Genomic DNA, 17,466 nt, shown 5'->3' with positions numbered 1-17,466 from the left:
CAGTGGCCTGGCCATCATCTGTTCGGGGTCAACCTTCCAGAACCAGGCCAGGTCATAGGCGACTGCGATCAGGTCGGTGATGGCTCCGACGCCGCACTCATGAAAAAACTCGCAACGGCCCAGCTCAGCGCGTTGAGGTCAGCCAGATCGAGCTGGTTGACCGACGACGGCGGGATGCCGGCGCACACGGCGATGTATTTGGCCGCCACGTCCATGTCGAGGCTGACTTCTTCGCTTTTGTCGATCTTGTACGGCAGCGCCTTGATCGCTCGCACTTCCTGCACCGTCGGACGGCGCAGGACGAGTTCGGTCAGGGGCTCGCCGTGAGCTTCGATCGCAACCTGAAGCTTCACGGCGCCGCTCATTGCCAGGTCCCCTTGATGCCTTCGAATTTCAGTTCGATGGTGGCGTCATCGCCCTTGGAAACCGGCTCTTCGACCAGATAGGCACCGGCCAGCACGTAGACTTTGCCGTTGCTGAATTCGCAGGTGACGGTGATGTCGGTGCCTTCGATCAGCTTCTTCAGCGGGAAGTCGGCGGTGTGCAGCGCGGTCACTTTGAACGACGGCGCGACGTCGGTTTCCTTGTAGAAACCCGGTACGACGGTTTCGCGTTTGACGGCCATCAGCGGGGCTTCGCAGCCGCCGTTGATAGTCAGTTGTGCACCGTCGACTTTGACGTAGCAGGTGCCTGCAATCACTTGACCCATGGTGTTACTCCCTTCAAATAAAAAAGCCCACCGGAGTGGGCTGAATGCTTACGGCCAAACGCGGCGATCAGGCCGCGTCGTCGTATTGCAGACGGAATTGGTTGAGCAGTGCGAACACGCGCAGACCGTTGATGTAATCCGGCGGGAACAGCACGTTCACGCGGCTCGGATCCTGTACGTCGCGCTCGACGATCAGGTGCTCGGCGAACAGCTCGGCGTTCTCCACGTGGCCTTCCAGTTCCAGCTTGGCGTACTGCGCGATCAGCTCGCCGCGAATGGTCGCCGGAGTGACGATCGGCTGGCCGGCGCCGAAACGGGTGCCGTCGGAAGCCAGTTTGTGGCGCCCGTATTTGCTGGTGATCACGCTTTGCAGACGACGCACGATGAACGCCGACTGGTGCATGGTTTCGCTGTCCAGATAGGAGTTGTCGGCCTGACCGTAAGCGTTCTTCTGGTAGGTGGTGATCGAACGCTGAATGCGCACGTAACCGCCTTCGTAGTACGCGGTGGCAATGCCGTAGTTGAGCAGCGACTGACGCTCGGTCAGGGTGAATCGCTCGCTGGCCGGCGCCGGATCAACACCCGGCAGGCTGCCGCTTTGGGTCGGACGGCTGGCATCGGCGGAGATGAACACCGCGGTGCGCGCAGCCAATGCGGCAGCTTGTACCCAGAACGGTTGCGGTACGCCCGGCTCCAGCGCCTGAATGGTCATGTGCTGATCGTTACGTGCCTGGCCAGCAGCAACCAGGGTGCCGACGGTACCGCGCTTGGCGCTGTAGACGTGACCGAACAGTTGCTTGGCCCAGGACCAGCGACCGGTGCTGTCATCCATCACTGCTTGCCAGGTATTGAGGGTCGACAGATCCGACCACGGCAGAGCGATGAACTCGAACGGCTCGTCACCCAGTGCAGCCACGGCTGCGACCTGATCCGGCACACCGGCGCCGCCAGTCATGGCGGTGATCGCAGTGGTCAGGCCGGCCGGGGTTTCTTCGCCGTTGCTCTTGCCCAGGCGATTGAACTGCAGGCTGATGTCGTTACCGCTGTCGCCGGTCCATTTGGCGGTCAGGGTGACCACACCTTCAGCAGCCGCCGCGCTCACCGGCAGATCGGCGGTGGCGTTGATTTTCTGTGCCAGTGCGGTAGCCGCTTGAGCAGCGGTGGCACCGTTGACCACGGTGGCCTGCACACGCACACCAGCGACGTACAGGTTGAGCACGCCAGCCTGAGTCGCAGTGCCAGTCAGGGTCAGCACGCCTTTGGCGATGGCGCCTTCAGTGTTGTGCAGCGGCAGGCACCAGATCTCGCCGATCGGGTCGGCCTTGCGGAAGATCTCGTACATCGAGGCGAGCATCGAGCCCTGACCGCCGATGCTTTTTGCCAGAGCGACGCTGGAGACCAGCACCAGTTTGCCGACTTCAGTCGGGGCGATGTTGTCGTTGACCTGAGCGACGATCAGACGGCGCATGGCCGAAGTCGCGCTATTGGCGGCCGAGTTGTCCATTTCGGCATAGAACAGCGGTACACGAATGTCCGCAGGGATGTTGCTGAATCCGATCGCCATTATTTGGCTCCCTGTGCTTTGACTTTTACGGTTTTGAGAGTGATATCGCCGTCGGCCAGACGTCGGCGCCACCAGGCGCTGTCCAGCACTTCACGGCCTTCTTTGGGCAGCAGATCGCCCGCTTCCGGGTCAGGCACGGCACGGCCAGCGGCCGGCAGTACGGTGATGCGATTGCTCATGGGGTTACGTCTCCAGAGAAAGTCAGTTCCACGCGCCCGTCAGGGCCCGGGTGTTTCAGATTGGGGTCGGCCGGGTCGATCGCATCGACCCGCACGGTGACCCCGGTAAAGGACGACAAACCGTCCAGTTCACGTTCGTGCCAACTCTCCGCAGGCTGACTCGGCAGATTGCGGCCGAGCTGGAACTCGGTAAAAAAGCGCAGCCGATAGAAGGCCCGGCTGCTGTTGATCGAGACCATCTCGCCGCCGTCGTAGACGATGGCGCTGTAGTCATTGCCCGGTTTGAATCCCACCAGCGCGCGCCACAGTTCGGCGCGCAGGTCGTGCAACAGATCCAGCGCTTTTGTGCTGTCGCTGGCGTCGAGCGCCAAGACGATTTCGAGGCGGTCGCGGATCGGTTGCGCGGTGAGGTTTTGTGCGGTGCTGTTGCTGGCTACATCGGCCAGCGGCAGCACATGGGCCGAGGGTGTCGGCAGATCAGCGTTGCCTTGCAGCAAGGCCAAATCGACACCCACCGCAATGTGGTTGGCAAGGCTTGGGCATTGCCCACGCAGCTGCGTGAGGATCGGGGTGATCTTCATGGTGGTGTTCCAGAGTGTGGGGGAGTTACCGCAGGACCAATGTGGGAGCGAGCCTGCTCGCGAAGGCGGACTTACATTCAAAAACAGTGTTGATTGATCCACCGCTTTCGCGAGCAGGCTCGCTCCCACAGGGGTTTGTGTCGCTCTGAGAAAGAGTGAATCAGTCTTTGGCGCCCGCCTTGGGATCAAGGCCGCTGGCATCGATCACGCAGCGATAGCTGTTCTCGCGATTGCCGCTGGCAGTGACTTTTTCGATCGACCAGCGCCCACGCATGAAGTCGGGCCAGGTCTCATCGAGCAGCACCAGCCCTTCGGCCGCCAGCAGTGGATTGCCGGGACAAGTGATTTTCACCTTGTACTTCTGCCGGAGCATCTTGCGCACTTCGCCCTCGCCGACGGCGATCGCATCCGCTTCGCTGGGTTGTTTCTGGCGGAGGGTCTTGAACGGCGCAAGCCCCGTTTCAACCCAGCGCAACACACCTGCAGCGCCATCCCAGAAACAGGTCTTGCAACCCTTGGTCTGCTCGCGGGCAGACTCCTCCAGCGTGGCGCTGACGAACGCGTGATCGCCGGGACGGTTGTTGCTGGTCACCGACAAGGTCACGTCCGCCAGCACCTGGCCCGACAACGATTTGGTCTGGCCGGGACGGGCCAGCACGTACACGTCGTTGTAGGGTTTGGTCACCGCGTTGTACTTTTTCGCCAGGCGCGTCAGAAAGCTCATATCGGTTTCGTTGGACTGGTCGACGTGCTCGATCCTGATCATCGCCACCTCGGGCGCAACGCGCGGTGAAAAGCCATGGCTCGACACCAGTTTGCGAAACAGCGCACCCAAGGTGGTCGGGCCATGACTGGCCGTGCGACGTTGCTTGAAGCCCGTTTCGTCATCCTTGCTGAACGGTGCCGCCGTAGCCACCAGCGTCAGGCGAAACGGGAACAGCGTCGGCGTCAGGCGCGTCACTTTGAACTGGCCCTTGTCGACCATTCCCGACTCTAGATAACCGACCTCAAGGCCGATTTTTCCGCCCAGATTCGGCAGCCCTTCGAGGCCTTCAAGATCGATGGTCAACGTCAGTTGATCGGACTCGAAACCGGCTGCATCGATGTGTTCCCAACTGATCAGGCGTTGATTGAGCAGGGCCGAATGGGCCCCGTAGAGTCTTACCGCCGGAGTGAAACCCAGTGCCATGCAACCTCCTTAATCCCAGGCCGTGAGCGGTTTGATCGTGGCCGGTTTCGAGTCGAGTTCCGGCAACGTGACCCAGACGCCCGCAGGCAGGATCGGGCCGTGTTCGGCCAGGGTCGGGTTGAGTGTCCACAGAGCTTCTTCGGCGGCGTCATCACTGCGCCCGGTTTCGCGGTAGAGCAGCAGATTCACTGAATCACCGGCCACGCTTCGTACCTTACGCATTGTTGAACTCCGTTAACCCAACCACCCACTTGATCACCATCGCGGTGCCGTCATCGATGACCTCGCTCTGGTTCTCGTCGATGCTGTTGATCCGCCACAGGCCCCAGTTGCGCCCGATACCGTCAATCAACGGCAGCGGCACCCGCTGTGCCTGAAGTGCGCGTAATTCATCGAGTCGATCCATGGCCACGGCATACATCGAGGTGCCGCTGATGGTCAGCGATTCCGCTTTCTGCCCGGTCTGACTGGACTTGGGTTTGCTGGTCAGGATCTGGATGTCGCTCCAGCCTCCGTCGGACTTTCGCGCCAGCGTGCTGTAGGCGAAGTTGCGCGACAGGCCGAAGATGAAACTGCCCAGCGCCATTTGTTGTTTCATCAGGCGACTCCATCGGTGAGGGCTGCGTCACGGCGGGTGGCGAGGGGGTTGTTTGTCAGCAACGGCAGGAACTGGCCGTGGAATTGCCCGCTCAGTTGTTGCCCGATAATCGTGCGAATCTGCTCGGCAGTATCTGGCGCCGGACAGGTGACCTGGATCAGTGGGGAGAAGGTGACTTGCTGGTTTTGCGTCTGCGCGCTCGGCAGTTCTTTGGCAACCTCTACCGGCGGGGCGAGTTGGTTCGGTGCAGGCGTCGCGAGTTTTTCACCCAATGCGCTTCCCCACTGATTGCCATAGTAGGTGCCAGCTGCTCCGCCAACCCCTCCACCGACAAGTGCCCCGGCAGGACCGGCGAAAGCCCCCAGGAAGGCACCAACGCGCGCCCCCAGGTAATTTCCAGCAACCCCACCCACCAGGCCGCCCGCTCCTCTGGCTGTTTGTTTGCCATCGGCATCGAGCAAGCCGTTGACCACGTCCATACCGGAGTCGAGCATCATCAACGGCATACTCAGAGGGCCAGCTACACGACCGATACGGGCACCTTGACTGACCAGACTTCGGCCTGGACCGGATGTCAGGTATTTAGCTCGGTCAAGCGCAACGGATCCCAGAGTCTTGGCATTGCTAAGCCCAGCGGAACCCCAAGTCTTGGCATTGTTCAGCGCAACGCCCCCCCAAGCCTTCGCACCGTTAAGCGCTGCGGAACCCCAGGATATGGCAGTTGTGCCGACGAACTTGAGGTTGTCGATAGTGGATGTCGTTCCTCTAATGCCCTTGGCCAGCATCGATCCAGCGACCTGCACGCCCTTGATACCGGCAATACTCAAAATCAACGTCCGCGCGAGCTCCGGTGACTCTTCAGCCATGCTGCTCAAGCCATCGGTCGCCCACGCCATCACCCCCGTGAGCCTGTCAAAATCAGGCAGCACAGCAGCGCCAGCGGAGCTAAGGAGACGATCTTTCTGAGCGGTGAAAATGTTCCAGCCCGTTTGCGACGTATCCGACAGCTTCAGCGCAGCCTGATTGACTGCTCCGCCCTCCTCGCCTCGCGCCGAGGATGCGTACTGCTGTTTATCTTTGACGAGATCAAATGCACCTCGCACATCAGCGCTGCGCTCGAGCATTTTCACAACCGGCTGGTCGATCGAAAAAAGCGTCATCGCCAGGCTGGCTTGCTGCTCGGGGGATTTTGTCTTCAGCGCCTCAAGCACCTTGAGAATCGCGCCGGGGGCGCCCCCTTGCATCTGCGCAGCGAGGGCCTTTGGATCGAGGTCAAGTTGAGCGATCACCGCTTTCTGACTAACTGATGCGTTGTCGCCCAACGCCAGCGTCGTGGTGATCCTCTCCAGTGCCACTCCGGCGTCAGCCCTGTTGACGTTGACATTGAGCATTGCCGCAGCAAAAGCCGCAGTCTGTTCGGGACTCAGCCCCGCACCTTTTGCCGAAGCGCCGTAGTTGCTGAGGATCGAACCAATGTCAGCCACCGTGGCACTCAATCGGCTTCCCAGCACGCTGGTGGCATCGGCGAGGTCGAGGGTCTTGGCTCGGTCGAGCCCCATTGAGGTGCGCCAGCCGATCAGCAGATCCGCAACATCCGGCGCCTTCATCTCAAAGGCTGTGGCCGTGATGCCAGTGTCTCGAGTGAAATCACTGAGGTCTTTTTGCCGAGCGGCTTCATTCTTCTGTTCGCTGCCAACTCCACCCTTGACACCGGCATACATCACGCCTGCCAGATCCAGCACCGTGGTACCGCCGGCTGCCACTTTGCGCTCGGCGGCCATTTTCTCCAACGACACCCGCAACGCATCGCGTTGATCGCCCTCAACGCCTGCAACCCGTCCCAGTCGCGCCATCGTGCTATCAAGGTTGATCGCTGGCTGCAGGTATTTGAAAGGTTGCGTTGCGCCATTGACGCCTGACGGTTTCGACTCAGCTCCCACGGCCGCGCTGCCCGCTAGTGCTGGCCGGTCATTGAGAGACTGTTGCAGCGAGCGCTGTGAAATCAGCACAGCGTGTATCGACCCCAACACATCCCTGAGCTGAACCTGCTCGGCGGTCAGATTTCGCAATTCGCTGGTGGCATCGGCCAGCGCCAGGCTTAGCCCGGCAACACTGCCGTCAAAGTTCGAAGCAGCTGTTGCGGCTCCTGCTGACATCGTCGGAGCCATCAAGGCGGCAGTCTTGCTGGCCGTGCTCAATGCCCGGGTTTCTTGATTGACCTCAGCGAACGTCAACGCATAGTTATCATCTGCCATGCCGCTCTACTCCTGTTTCACGCCAAGGCGAGTGATCGCTATGTCGTAGCGGCGCAACGCCTTTTCGGCGTCCCATTCCAGAATCTCCGCCTCACTTACCGGGTAAATGAGCGGGACGATATCGAGGATTACTTCGATGTCGCGTTCCGAAAGTAGGCCGCCGGCTGGTTTAAAAAATCGTCGATGCGCACCTGCAATTGGGTCCAGTCAGGGACGCTCAGCTGGGCCAGATCGGGGATCATCAGACCGGTGCAGTGGGCAGTGATGAACTCGGCGCGTTCCTTGGCCGTTTTCAGTTTCTTCATCACTTTGGTGGCGCGCAGTGCGGGCATTTCCAGCGACAACGAGGTCACGGTGCGGCCGGTCACGGCGAGCGGTTGCAGCAGTTGCACTTCGTCAGGATCGTCGGACTTTTCCGCGTCCTCGACCTGCTCCAGAAAGTACGCCGCCGGACGGGTCGACATCTCGTGCACGTACTGGGCGATGCTCACGTAGTCCGGGCGTTTCAACTGGTCGAGTTCCTTGACCGACAGGCCGGTGGCGAGCAGCGCCAGTTCGAAGAACTGATCGTCTTCATCATCGCCGGCGCGTTCCAGCGCTTCTTTTTGCGCGGCGTAGAACAGCGGCTTGAGCTGGATCTGTTCGATCTGCGCGCCGTCGTCGCCGGTGATCGGCGACAGCAGGTCATGCTTGGGTGGCATCCACGACATGTATGAATTCCTTGGTGATTCTTGAGGGGGTGTTGCGCAATGGGGCCAGTCAACCCGGCCCAGTGTGGGAGCGAGCCTGCTCGCGAAAGCGGTCTTACAGTCACATAGGTAGCGAATGTGATGGCCTCTTCGCGAGCAGGCTCGCTCCCACAGGTTTTGCGGTGTAACGGGTTACGGCATCAGCACCGCACGACGCGCATCACCAAGGATGTCGACGCCGTTGAGCACGAATTTCTGGGTGCGTACGTCGATGTCGATCACCGGCACGCCGTTTTCCAGGCGGTTGTAGGTGCGGCAGGAGAACTCCAGAGTCGTCAGGGCTTTGCCGCCCATCTTGATCGCGTCTTCACCCATGGTTTTGAGCTTGCCGCCGATGGTGTGATAGGTGAACCAGGTGTTGCCGTCCTGATCCTGACCTGCTTCACGAACGTTCAGCAGGATGTCGTCGCCCAGCTTCACCCCCATCGCCAGCAACACTTCAGCACCGGTGCCTTGCAGCTTGAGCGTGGCATTCAGCGCCTTGGCGCTCTTGGCCATTTCCTCAACGATGAAGCGCCCGCCCGTCATGCTTTCCATGTCGAAATCGATTTTCGGCGGGGTAAACTCCTCAACGGTCGCCGACAACGGCAAACCTTGCAGGGTGGCCGCGATGGCCTGTCTTACGCGGTTGGTAAACATTAGAGAACGTCCTCCAGGAACTGCTCGATGATTTCATCGCGGGCGTTGAGTTGATAAACCATGTGTTCGTTCGGCGCGTAGCGGCCGTAGTCGATGACCACGTACCAGGTGCCGTTCTTGTACTTCTCGACGCTGTTGAGTTCCGGGTGCAGATAGACGCTGCCGCCAGGAATGGTTTCGTCGGCGACCAGGGTCTGCAGCCAGTCGTTGATGCGTTTGACCTCCTGATCCATGAACGACTTGGTCAGGTTCTTGGCCATGGCTTTCTGGCCGGCCTTGACCAGCTTGCGGCTAATCGCATCTTCAAGGCCGACGTAGCTGATGAACTTGCCGGTAATCGAACGGTTACCCAGCAGCGAGAAGCCGCCGAGCACGGTGCGGGCGTAGTAGCTGACGCCGTAACGGTTGAGCAGATCGCCTTCGGTGGAGGTGTCGAGGATGTTGTACTCAACGACCCGGGACACGTCTTCGGCGTAGGTCACCTGGTTGCCCGGGCTTTCCCACTGCTTGACCTTGGCCAGTGCGGCAATCGCCAGACTGGACGGCGCGAGGAACACATTTTTCTTTGCCGCTTTCGAGTACACCGCCGGCATGTTGTGCACCACCAGGCAACGGTCGAAACCGAGATCGGCGCCGCCCAGTTCCTGGCTGTAAGTCACTTGATCAGCGACCGAGGCATCCTTGCCGTCCAGCACCACACGGGCCTTGATGCGTTTGCCGAACGAAGCGAACTCGCTGGCCACTGCTTTGGTACCGGTGAAGCCCGGCGCGCCGATGATGGTCAGGTCTTCCGGGACACTGCCCAGTGCCGCCAGACCGAGCTTGCGGCCAGTGGTTGGATCGACGCCGCCGATCACTGCGTTGACGGTGTCGGCCGGGGTCGCGCCCGCTTCGACGATCACCACGTACACCGGCACCTTGACCACTTTGAGGATCTGGTAAACCGCGTGATACAGCGTGCCCTCTTCGGCGCCGGTCGGATCGAGCAGCGCGTGAGTGGTGAAGTTGTTGATGCGGAACGGTGCGTTGCGCGGAATCAGCGGATCGGCTTTCGGCGCAGTGCCGACCAGACCGATGACGTTGTCACCTAGGCCACCCATGGCCTCGGGGGATTCGGTGGCATTGACGGTAATGCCGTTGTGCTCGAAGTTCAGAACCTCAGCCATGGTTAGTCAGCCTTCTTGGCAGCGGCCTTTTGGGCCTGGGTGGTAGGTGTTTTCAGTTCCAGTCGACCGGCGCTGTGCAGCGCACTGGCCTCGACGTCGAGCAGATCAAGGTCTTGACCGACGCTCGACCAGTGCCCACCGCCGGTGGGGAATGGGACGAGCACGGTGTAGGTTTGGCGGGTTGCCATTTTTCGTTTCTCCATAAACGGGAAAGCCCCTCGTGGGGAGGGGCTTTGGCGGGTGTTGATTTGTTTTAAGCGGACAAGAAAACGCCCCGGGGTGCAGGGGCGTTTTACTGAAGGTTTGGGACTGGCGTTTCAGGCAAGGAATTTGGCCAGCCCTCGGTCAGCATTTCGTTGCCGAACGTTCCTGCTCGAGCAGACTCGGACAGCGCTTTTTCCCGATCAAAACAGGCCTGAACATGAGACCGTACAGCCTGTGCAATTTGCAGGATCTGTTGAGCTGTCAAATCGACAAACCCGGCAACAGACTTGTAGCTGCAACGATATTCAGGATCGAGCATCGCGGAAACCGCCATTCCAGCAATCAGCGATTGACTGTCACGGGATGAATCGATAATCAAACCGGCGACCACGATACCCGAACCTTCTCGGCGAAATCGCTCCTGCGCAATCAGGTCCAATTGGCGCTTCAAGACCAGCTCGCCGTTCGCGAAACCAAATGAGTTTTCCAGTTCCTGAAGGGTGGGTTCATGGTCGAAGAGTACTTCACCGTCAGCCAATGGCCAGTCCGAGGCGACACATCGAAAGGTCGTCCCCACATTTGAGTAGGCTCTCAACATAGATGACTCCTTAAAAAGTGTATTGGGAGATGTGGACATCGTTTGCACGAGAGACCGACGCATAGAGACGGTAATAGATCGTCTGTGGAGTCGCCATGACCAGGTCCGAGAACGGACTTAGAACACCCAGTCCGACGATTCCACCAATGCCGCATGCTTTCATACCTACTTCGGTAACATCCGGAGAAAGCCCCAGAGAGCCACCGCCCGGAAAATCAGCGCTACCAATGTAATGAATGTAGCCACCGACGGTTTTTGCATTCTTCGGAACAACAGAGGCCAGCGAGATCGGTGTCGGCGACATCGACATGCCGTTTTCCAGCACTACCGTCCGAGCAATGGAAATTGAACGCTGATGTTGAATGCCGGGGTTCATCAATCGACTGGCACCGGTTTGCCACACGCTGACCAGCGCACTGGCGCTATAACCGGCGGGCATATTCGTGCCCGCATAAATTTCAGGAGCGGTACTCAATGTCGCATTGACGCCCAGCAGCTTCGCAACCTTCAACTCGGGGTTGTAGATGACGTAAATCCCGACACTGCCGTTTGCTGGAGCGATACCGGTGTCCATGCCACCTGCACCGACGGTTGTCAGATCGAGTGATAGATTGAGATTCGACAACTTGTACTGCGCGACACCCGGTTGCTCGACAATCAGTTGATCAGCAGTAACCGTTGCAACGGAAGTAGCGACAGGCAGCGATATTCTCAGATTACGCATGGCGCCTACTTCCGCACCATTTAGGCGAGCCAGTTTGACTTCAGTAGCCAGAGAGGCGATGTCGATGCTTCCCTGATTGATAGGTGCGTTCCAAGCTTTGATGCACCACATGACGGCGAGGTTTCGAGGCCTTGACCGCATGAAGTCCACGCCGATATAGGCGGTACCCGGAGTCTGCACTCCATCCATGTTGAGCCCTTGCGAGGCAGCAGTAGTCGTGCCATTAACCGTCACGGACTCGACAACCGCCGGAGTCGTGTCGTACTCAAGCCCAAGAACCCTCACATGTTTGGGGTCATTCAGGTTCGGGATCGGCAGATTGACACCATCACCATCGCCATAAGTTGCGGTGCCTACTTGCCAGCTACCAATTGCCCGCCCCGTGTCAGCACCACGCCCATGATCCCAACCACGGAGAAACTCACCGCGGGAATCCGGCAAGCGGAAGTTGCCCGCGCCCTCATCTCCCTTGTTGTAAGTGGTACCGAGAAAAGCCGCCAGATCCGGATAAGTCGCAATGCTCTGCACACTGCCATCCAGTTCCAGATAACCCGGCGCGACGATCCCCGTCGGGAATGCCAGAACGGCCCCCACCGGAACAGCGGATTTGAGCCGTTCGACTTCCTTGGCCAGTGCGGCTACATCGATGGTTCCCTGATTGACCGGGGCGTTCCAGGCTTTGATGCACCACATGACGGCGATGTTGCGTGGGCGAGTTTCATTTCCCCCTGCATTGACGGTAGTTGTGGGCGACGTCAGATTGTTTGAATCAGGCCCTGAAGTTGCCAGATACCCACCCGTAGCGGGAGGTGTTACGACACCGTTAACAACTCCAGCGCCCGTACCCCCAAAAGGGTCAATGTTTGCAGCTACGCTGTCAAAGTACCGGTGACTGTGACTTTTATAATCATCAGCCTGAAGGCTACCGACTTGACGTCCCAGGTCGACTCCCCGTCCATGATCCCAACCGCGTAAAAATTCCCCACGCGCTTCCGGCAAACGGAAATTCCCGACGCCCTCATCACCCTTGTTGAACTTGCCTCCCAGATAAGCGCTCAAGTCCGGGTAAGTCGCACTGCTCTTGACGCTGTTATCCAGCTCCAGAAAACCCGGCGGCGGTGCATCCACCGGGAACGCAACAATCGAACCCACCGGCAACGCCGAGGCCTTGGCGATCAGCGCTTCAACTTCCGCCTTGGTGTAGGAATCCTTGATGCCAAAACCGGCCAGCGTTTCAGGATTCGCACCTGCCGTCGCGCGGCCATATTCATCAACCGTCAGACTCTTGTAAGTGCCGGCAGCAATCCCGGTGCGCCCGGCCAACATCTTGAACGTCAGCGCGGTGGTGCCAAGAGTGATCGGCGCATTGGTGGTCAGGTGCCACAGCGAATCACCGTTCGCCGTGCCCTCCTCGACCATGACCGTCAGCCCTGGCGTGACCTTGGCGCTGGAGTTGGCATCGGTTGCCCGTACCCAATCGCCATTGGCGACGATCCACAGGCCGTTGTCCTTGGCCAGCGTCTGGTTCGCCAGCAGCACACGGTCGCCGGAAATCACGGCCACGCCGTCGATCTGTTGCGCACCGTTCAGCACGATGTTGGTAGAGGCCGCGACGCGCACCGATTGCTTGCCATCGAGTTTGCCGAGTTCTTCGGCGAGGTAACTCATGACCCAGGCACGGGTGGCCTTGACCACGGTGTCGTCGATCAGCAGCGTTACCAGCGATGCATTGCTGGTCTCGAAAATCGAGCGAATATAGAACTCTTTGCCCGAGCCCGACGTGGCTAACACCGGTTTGAACGACTCCGGATATTTGACGATCGCGTAGAGAATCCCGGTGTCGGTCCAAAGCCCCGCTTCACGCACGTACCAGCCGCCGACATCCGGCGGAATGGTCACTTCGGCGAGCAGCCAGCTCGGATTTTTCTCGTCCTGGAACAGCGCGTTGAGCGACCCGCGCCAGACTTCGCGCTTCAGCGCAGTGGCGGTCGCGGCCGGGTTGTAGACCGCGCCGCCGCCATCACCGACGGAAATCTGCGTCAACTTGATCGGCGTGCCCGCGGCCTTGCACGCCGTTTCGTAGGCAATCCCTGCGTTGGTGAGCAGGGTGTAATAGTCAGCCATTCAGGCCCCCTGGGGATAAATAGTGGATGTTTCGACGGTGTACAAAGCAGCGGCCATGAACGCCTCGCCAGAGGTTTCGAGCCCTTCGATGAACACCGGATAAACCGTGGTCAGCTCACCGCAGAAAGTCGCGGCGGCGATGGAGTGGCTGCCGAATGCGCTCAAGCCAACCGTCACCGAAAGGATGTCCCGTTCGCTCTTGGCATCCGCCAGACGACGGTCGAGACGGGCGTCGACTTCTTCGCTGTAGGGTTGGTCGCTGAAAGCGCGCACCCTGAAGCTGTAAGGCACGCCGGGAGGCGTCTGTTCGTACCAGGCGCGGACTTCGGGGCGCAGTTGCAAACCCTTGGCCGCGTTTTCCAGCGCCTTGCGAGTGCCGGCCTGCCGCGCGGTGGGCCAGGCCAGTTCGACGGTCAGGCGCTTTTCCGCTTCCGGTGCGCTGGTGCTCCATTCGGCGACGCCGCGATCCGCTGCCAGATACGGCAGGAACGCCACCGGTGTTTCGCTCGGATTCATCAGCTCGGGGAACGGCGGCACGATGCGATCAAGCAGTGCGCCAAAGCCCAGATCCAGACCGCGTTCGAGTGCCGAGCTGTTGGCTGGCAACAAGGTCGGGCGTTGTATTGGCTCACTCATAACGTCAGCACCTCGACCTCGACCGCCGTGCAGTACGGTGCCTGAAACGCAGTGCTCACGATCGGTGCCAGCGGTTCAAGAATCTGCAGTTGCACGGCGCCAGCGCTGTGCAGCGTGTAGTCGATCCAGCTCGGATCGACCCGCCCTTCGAGGCGATGGCAACTGTCGGCGTAGGCCTGCAATTGCTGCTGTGCGGCAACTTTGGTCAGGCCCGAGTCGGGGCCGGAATTGATCTTCGCCACCACACGAATCTTGTAGCGCTGAATGTCGGCAGCCTTGACCGTGACGAGGTCGGTTTCCGGCCGCACATCAGGGCGGGCGAAGTGCTGACGCACGCCATCCAGCAACGCTGCAGACGGAGTGCCATCGCCGTCTCGCGACAACACCGTGACCTGCACTTCGCCCGGCGCAGTGCGCCGACCATTGCCGTCCTTGACCTGTGCCGCCAAGCCGTCCGGGTTGAAGGTGTAGGTGACGTTCACCACACCGCCATCGCTGGATTCGACCTTCACCGTTGGCCGTTCACCGAGGGTGAATACCTCGCGGCGATACTGCATTCGCGAACCCGCAGCCGGGGCGTGCGGTGCCAGGTAATAGCGCAGCCGGGCGTCGTCGTCGCTTTCGTAAATCGCGGGTACCGGCGGGAAGGCTGCAGGGTCGCCCGGATCGAGCAACTGCCGCTCCAGGCCCATGTCCGCCAGCCGTGCATCGAGGTTGCTGCCGGTCGCCCACCACGCCAGCATCTGCTTGATGCGGGCGTTGTATTTGCGTTCGTGGGTTTGCAGGCGCACGCAAAAAGCTTCGAGCGCCAGGGTCAGCAATTCGCTCTCGTTTTCCAGGCTGGTCTTGAGTTTCGCCGCGCTGTCCGGCGCTCGGGCGCCAACGTACTCGACGACGAAAGTCTTGAACTCGGCGAGCAGGTCTTCGAAGGCGTCGACGGTGATCAGCGCCGGTTCGGCCAATTGATTCTGGCCGGGGATCAACATGCTCATGTCACGACCTCGAATGTCTGTTGACGGTTTTTCCAGGTGCCGGCAAAACGCAGCAGCAGACCGGCGCCCTGACGGCTGGCGACGATCACGCTCGGCTGAAAATCGCTGATCCCGTTCTGCGCGTTGTAGAACGCCTGAGCCGCGTGGCTCTGGGCCAGAAGCAGAACGTCGTCACCGAGGTTCTGCCCCAGCAGCGTGGGGATCAGCGAGCCATAAAGGGGCCTTTTTTGCCGGGTGCCCAGCGGCGTGGTCAGGGCCCGGGTCGCGCGCTGCACAAACTGCAGCCAGTCGTCGACCGTGGCCCCGGAGTCTCTATCGATTCCGATCATGGGAAGCTCTTGATTCAGGGGCTGATGACGCGGCCCTGGTGATCCACCAACGGGCCGCTGAAGTGCACGCCCGAGGCGTCGATGCTCAGGCCGACGGCGCCGAGTTGCAGGCTGATCAGCTGTGGCGTCATCGTCAGTTGCGCCGGGCCGATGCTCAGTGCAAGCGATTCGCGAGAACCGGTGAAAGCCGCCGGGCCGTTCTGCCAGTGCAGAATGTGTGTGGCGTCGTCGTAGCCGCTTTCACTGCCATCAACGTGCACCCGGCGCGTCAGCGTCGGTACCGTTGCCGTCGGTGGAAAGCGGTCACTGTTCAAACCAAACAACGCCACGCTTTGCGCGCCACTTTCACCGCTGCCGTAGTTGAATAGCAGGCACTGCTCGCCCACGCTCGGAATCCGCGACTCGCTCTGCGCTCCGGCGCTCGGGTTGAAGAATTTGATGGCTGGCGTCAGCAGTCCACCGTGACTGACCTGGCAAGTGTTGCTCGCCGCATCGACTGTCTGACAAATGCCGATGCGACAAAAACTCTCGGCGCGGCGGTGCAGGTCATCGATCTCCGCTTCCATCTCGGCCAGCCGCTCGATGATCGGCCCCAGTTGCATGCGCAGTAATGCGTCGAACATCGGTCAGGCCTCCAGCGCGGTGTATTGGTCGGGGTCGTCGATGTCGCTGACTTCCCAGGTACGGGCGAATTTCGGCGTGCCGAGCGGGTCGTCGAGCAAGGTCGGGCCGAGATAGAGGGTCTGGGTGAAAGTCAGGGTCCAAGCCTTGTATTGCTGATCGGCGCGTGTGAGCACTGACGGCAGACCATCAATGTTCATCGGCAAATCACATTGAGTGCCGGGCAGGCTCCAACGGTTGTCGGTGATCAGGTTTTTCAGTACGGCGATCAGATCGCAGGCGGCAAATGCGCTCGCAGAAAGTGCCGGAATGACTTGCAGCGACACCGTCATGACGTGGGCGATACGCCCGTCAGCGGCACGTGCGCCCGGTGCATTACGGTCGAAGTCGATCAACGCCCAGGCCTGAGCGCCGGGTGCCGTGAAGTCGTCGTGATTGCCGACCTGCAGATTCAGGCCGGCGCTGTTGCGCAAGGTTGTCGCCATCGCCGTGAACAGCTGCGAAGGCTGCTGGATCGGTGCGGGCATGCATGACCTCCTTTTCAATTGTCCACGCGCAGCCCCGCCGCATCAGTTGCAGCGAGGCAGGAAAGTGTTGAGTTACTGGGGATCGCGCGGCGAGGGAACTTCGCAGACGCCGATGCGCTTGGCGGCCCAGCGTTCGTACAGACCGATGGCGACGTCGGCACCGGCCATGGCGGTCAGGCAACCGAAGGCACCGGCGGCCCAGATCGACAGCCCGGCTGCATACAGCAGCATGATCGCCGAGACGCCGCAGATCATGCAGGCGCCGGAGCGCAGGGCCAGACGCCGCAGCAATGACCAGCCGCGGGCGCCCTCCTTGTCGGCGCGCCACATTTCGCCGGACACCCCGCCCACGACAGCGAGGAGGATGACCAGCCAGATCGGCATGTCCGCCAACGCTTGTTGCTCGTTTGTCATGTCACGCCTCCTGGTTCTAGTTGATGAGTATTGTGTGTTGGGTTCAAGCGATGTCTCTTCAGGTAGGCATTCCGAAAAGCCCGGCGCTGAGGCCGGGCTTTTCAGTAATGCGCTCCCGCTGACGGGGTTAACGCTTATGCCTGAATCAGAACGGAGCCACTGGCCAGTCAATCGTGTAGGGATAGCCAGCCTGTTTTTTCACGTCGGAGACTGCAATGTAATATTGCTGATAAGCGAGCCATGCGGCTTCTTCCTCTGGCGTGGCAACACCGAGATTCACCTTGTAATTGACCGGGTTGATATCAAGCCAGCCAGCGGCTACGCCGAGCCGCTGTCGTACAAACAGCGTTACCTGATCAACATGGTCTTGATAAGTGGGCTCAGAAAACTCCCAGCCATTCGCGCCGTATGTAGCCTTCCAGCCCACTTGAACAACGGTGTCAATTGCAAATCCGTACCAACCGCCGGCTATGCCCGGGGGATTGATGACAGGTTGGTCCTCAGAGACCTGAATCATTACCGCCTTGGAATACGCAGCAATATTGCTCATCTCAATGAAAACGTATTTCTTCATGAATATTTCCTTATAACAACATGGGCCGAGACAAAGTTCTCGATGCGCCAAAGATTCAGTAAGGCGCAACAGGCCAAATGATTTTTTCGGATAG

General features: G+C 60.1%; 22 protein-coding genes. All 22 read right to left on the bottom strand.

What is annotated here, in order from left to right; genetic code table 11:
* Positions 1-68: 68 nt before the first annotated feature.
* Positions 69-365, bottom strand: coding sequence for a phage tail assembly protein (locus HDC30_RS05220; protein ID WP_003222226.1), 297 nt, complete (start codon positions 363-365; stop codon positions 69-71).
* Positions 362-709 (bottom strand): phage tail tube protein, encoded by a 348-nt coding sequence (locus HDC30_RS05215; protein WP_007964335.1) that lies wholly within the window; start codon positions 707-709, stop codon positions 362-364. The genes HDC30_RS05220 and HDC30_RS05215 overlap by 4 nt, the downstream gene beginning before the upstream one ends.
* Positions 710-776: 67 nt before the next feature.
* A complete protein-coding gene (locus HDC30_RS05210) occupies positions 777-2,273 on the bottom strand; it encodes a phage tail sheath subtilisin-like domain-containing protein (RefSeq protein WP_183781423.1) in 1,497 nt (498 codons plus the stop codon).
* On the bottom strand, positions 2,273-2,452 hold the full coding sequence (locus HDC30_RS05205) for a DUF2635 domain-containing protein (protein WP_027611066.1): 180 nt from the start codon (positions 2,450-2,452) through the stop codon (positions 2,273-2,275). Before HDC30_RS05205 ends, HDC30_RS05210 begins: the two co-directional genes overlap by 1 nt.
* A complete protein-coding gene (locus HDC30_RS05200; protein ID WP_183781421.1) occupies positions 2,449-3,033 on the bottom strand; it encodes a hypothetical protein in 585 nt (194 codons plus the stop codon). The genes HDC30_RS05205 and HDC30_RS05200 overlap by 4 nt, the downstream gene beginning before the upstream one ends.
* Positions 3,034-3,193: 160 nt before the next feature.
* Positions 3,194-4,222 (bottom strand): phage late control D family protein, encoded by a 1,029-nt coding sequence (locus HDC30_RS05195; RefSeq protein WP_183781419.1) that lies wholly within the window; start codon positions 4,220-4,222, stop codon positions 3,194-3,196.
* 9 nt (positions 4,223-4,231) lie between these two features.
* Positions 4,232-4,444: a tail protein X gene (locus HDC30_RS05190; RefSeq protein WP_096795852.1), complete on the bottom strand. Its 213-nt coding sequence runs from the start codon at positions 4,442-4,444 to the stop codon at positions 4,232-4,234.
* Complete coding sequence (locus tag HDC30_RS05185; RefSeq protein ID WP_047601251.1) at positions 4,437-4,820, bottom strand: phage tail protein; 384 nt, start codon at positions 4,818-4,820, stop codon at positions 4,437-4,439. The genes HDC30_RS05190 and HDC30_RS05185 overlap by 8 nt, the downstream gene beginning before the upstream one ends.
* A complete protein-coding gene (locus HDC30_RS05180) occupies positions 4,820-7,075 on the bottom strand; it encodes a phage tail tape measure protein (RefSeq protein ID WP_183781417.1) in 2,256 nt (751 codons plus the stop codon). The genes HDC30_RS05185 and HDC30_RS05180 overlap by 1 nt, the downstream gene beginning before the upstream one ends.
* A 128-nt stretch (positions 7,076-7,203) precedes the next feature.
* Entirely contained in the window at positions 7,204-7,785 is a 582-nt protein-coding gene (locus tag HDC30_RS05175) for a phage tail assembly protein (protein WP_183781414.1), read from the bottom strand.
* A 171-nt stretch (positions 7,786-7,956) separates the two neighbouring features.
* Positions 7,957-8,463, bottom strand: a complete 507-nt coding sequence (locus HDC30_RS05170) for a phage major tail tube protein (protein WP_183781410.1) — start codon at positions 8,461-8,463, stop codon at positions 7,957-7,959.
* A complete protein-coding gene (locus HDC30_RS05165) occupies positions 8,463-9,629 on the bottom strand; it encodes a phage tail protein (RefSeq protein ID WP_183781406.1) in 1,167 nt (388 codons plus the stop codon). The genes HDC30_RS05170 and HDC30_RS05165 overlap by 1 nt, the downstream gene beginning before the upstream one ends.
* Before the next feature lie 2 nt (positions 9,630-9,631).
* Positions 9,632-9,817 carry a hypothetical protein gene (locus HDC30_RS05160; RefSeq protein ID WP_183781403.1) on the bottom strand — a complete coding sequence of 62 codons (186 nt, stop codon included), beginning with the start codon at positions 9,815-9,817 and terminating at the stop codon, positions 9,632-9,634.
* A 104-nt stretch (positions 9,818-9,921) separates the two neighbouring features.
* A complete protein-coding gene (locus HDC30_RS05155; RefSeq protein ID WP_183781400.1) occupies positions 9,922-10,431 on the bottom strand; it encodes a DUF4376 domain-containing protein in 510 nt (169 codons plus the stop codon).
* Between the two features lie 10 nt (positions 10,432-10,441).
* Positions 10,442-13,279 (bottom strand): phage tail protein, encoded by a 2,838-nt coding sequence (locus HDC30_RS05150; RefSeq protein WP_183781399.1) that lies wholly within the window; start codon positions 13,277-13,279, stop codon positions 10,442-10,444.
* A complete protein-coding gene (locus tag HDC30_RS05145) occupies positions 13,280-13,915 on the bottom strand; it encodes a phage tail protein I (RefSeq protein ID WP_183781395.1) in 636 nt (211 codons plus the stop codon).
* Complete coding sequence (locus tag HDC30_RS05140) at positions 13,912-14,907, bottom strand: baseplate J/gp47 family protein (protein WP_183781392.1); 996 nt, start codon at positions 14,905-14,907, stop codon at positions 13,912-13,914. Before HDC30_RS05140 ends, HDC30_RS05145 begins: the two co-directional genes overlap by 4 nt.
* Positions 14,904-15,236, bottom strand: coding sequence for a phage baseplate protein (locus HDC30_RS05135; protein WP_003222189.1), 333 nt, complete (start codon positions 15,234-15,236; stop codon positions 14,904-14,906). The genes HDC30_RS05140 and HDC30_RS05135 overlap by 4 nt, the downstream gene beginning before the upstream one ends.
* 14 nt (positions 15,237-15,250) lie before the next feature.
* A complete protein-coding gene (locus HDC30_RS05130; RefSeq protein WP_183781389.1) occupies positions 15,251-15,859 on the bottom strand; it encodes a phage baseplate assembly protein V in 609 nt (202 codons plus the stop codon).
* A gap of 3 nt (positions 15,860-15,862) precedes the next feature.
* Positions 15,863-16,384: a hypothetical protein gene (locus HDC30_RS05125; protein WP_150370373.1), complete on the bottom strand. Its 522-nt coding sequence runs from the start codon at positions 16,382-16,384 to the stop codon at positions 15,863-15,865.
* 72 nt (positions 16,385-16,456) lie between these two features.
* Positions 16,457-16,798, bottom strand: coding sequence for a phage holin family protein (locus HDC30_RS05120; RefSeq protein ID WP_150370372.1), 342 nt, complete (start codon positions 16,796-16,798; stop codon positions 16,457-16,459).
* A gap of 145 nt (positions 16,799-16,943) precedes the next feature.
* Entirely contained in the window at positions 16,944-17,372 is a 429-nt protein-coding gene (locus tag HDC30_RS05115; RefSeq protein WP_178085231.1) for a tail fiber assembly protein, read from the bottom strand.
* Between the last annotated feature and the right edge of the window lie 94 nt (positions 17,373-17,466).

The organism is Pseudomonas sp. JAI115, from assembly GCF_014200835.1.
GTDB classification, from domain to species: domain Bacteria; phylum Pseudomonadota; class Gammaproteobacteria; order Pseudomonadales; family Pseudomonadaceae; genus Aquipseudomonas; species Aquipseudomonas putida_A.
Note: the sequence above shows the minus strand (reverse complement) of the source record. Positions and strands in the feature narration are given on the sequence as shown.

What these genes read in the sequence shown, in the direction of transcription:
- HDC30_RS05160 (WP_183781403.1), bottom strand. Translation starts at nt 9,817, where the DNA reads ATGGCAACCCGCCAAACCTACACCGTGCTCGTCCCATTCCCCACCGGC.
- HDC30_RS05165 (WP_183781406.1), bottom strand. Translation starts at nt 9,629, where the DNA reads ATGGCTGAGGTTCTGAACTTCGAGCACAACGGCATTACCGTCAATGCC.
- HDC30_RS05205 (WP_027611066.1), bottom strand. Translation starts at nt 2,452, where the DNA reads ATGAGCAATCGCATCACCGTACTGCCGGCCGCTGGCCGTGCCGTGCCT.
- HDC30_RS05170 (WP_183781410.1), bottom strand. Translation starts at nt 8,463, where the DNA reads ATGTTTACCAACCGCGTAAGACAGGCCATCGCGGCCACCCTGCAAGGT.
- HDC30_RS05120 (WP_150370372.1), bottom strand. Translation starts at nt 16,798, where the DNA reads ATGACAAACGAGCAACAAGCGTTGGCGGACATGCCGATCTGGCTGGTC.
- HDC30_RS05140 (WP_183781392.1), bottom strand. Translation starts at nt 14,907, where the DNA reads ATGAGCATGTTGATCCCCGGCCAGAATCAATTGGCCGAACCGGCGCTG.
- HDC30_RS05130 (WP_183781389.1), bottom strand. Translation starts at nt 15,859, where the DNA reads ATGTTCGACGCATTACTGCGCATGCAACTGGGGCCGATCATCGAGCGG.
- HDC30_RS05125 (WP_150370373.1), bottom strand. Translation starts at nt 16,384, where the DNA reads ATGCCCGCACCGATCCAGCAGCCTTCGCAGCTGTTCACGGCGATGGCG.
- HDC30_RS05185 (WP_047601251.1), bottom strand. Translation starts at nt 4,820, where the DNA reads ATGAAACAACAAATGGCGCTGGGCAGTTTCATCTTCGGCCTGTCGCGC.
- HDC30_RS05115 (WP_178085231.1), bottom strand. Translation starts at nt 17,372, where the DNA reads ATGAAGAAATACGTTTTCATTGAGATGAGCAATATTGCTGCGTATTCC.
- HDC30_RS05200 (WP_183781421.1), bottom strand. Translation starts at nt 3,033, where the DNA reads ATGAAGATCACCCCGATCCTCACGCAGCTGCGTGGGCAATGCCCAAGC.
- HDC30_RS05155 (WP_183781400.1), bottom strand. Translation starts at nt 10,431, where the DNA reads ATGTTGAGAGCCTACTCAAATGTGGGGACGACCTTTCGATGTGTCGCC.
- HDC30_RS05190 (WP_096795852.1), bottom strand. Translation starts at nt 4,444, where the DNA reads ATGCGTAAGGTACGAAGCGTGGCCGGTGATTCAGTGAATCTGCTGCTC.
- HDC30_RS05215 (WP_007964335.1), bottom strand. Translation starts at nt 709, where the DNA reads ATGGGTCAAGTGATTGCAGGCACCTGCTACGTCAAAGTCGACGGTGCA.
- HDC30_RS05175 (WP_183781414.1), bottom strand. Translation starts at nt 7,785, where the DNA reads ATGTCGTGGATGCCACCCAAGCATGACCTGCTGTCGCCGATCACCGGC.
- HDC30_RS05180 (WP_183781417.1), bottom strand. Translation starts at nt 7,075, where the DNA reads ATGGCAGATGATAACTATGCGTTGACGTTCGCTGAGGTCAATCAAGAA.
- HDC30_RS05210 (WP_183781423.1), bottom strand. Translation starts at nt 2,273, where the DNA reads ATGGCGATCGGATTCAGCAACATCCCTGCGGACATTCGTGTACCGCTG.
- HDC30_RS05135 (WP_003222189.1), bottom strand. Translation starts at nt 15,236, where the DNA reads ATGATCGGAATCGATAGAGACTCCGGGGCCACGGTCGACGACTGGCTG.
- HDC30_RS05195 (WP_183781419.1), bottom strand. Translation starts at nt 4,222, where the DNA reads ATGGCACTGGGTTTCACTCCGGCGGTAAGACTCTACGGGGCCCATTCG.
- HDC30_RS05150 (WP_183781399.1), bottom strand. Translation starts at nt 13,279, where the DNA reads ATGGCTGACTATTACACCCTGCTCACCAACGCAGGGATTGCCTACGAA.
- HDC30_RS05145 (WP_183781395.1), bottom strand. Translation starts at nt 13,915, where the DNA reads ATGAGTGAGCCAATACAACGCCCGACCTTGTTGCCAGCCAACAGCTCG.
- HDC30_RS05220 (WP_003222226.1), bottom strand. Translation starts at nt 365, where the DNA reads ATGAGCGGCGCCGTGAAGCTTCAGGTTGCGATCGAAGCTCACGGCGAG.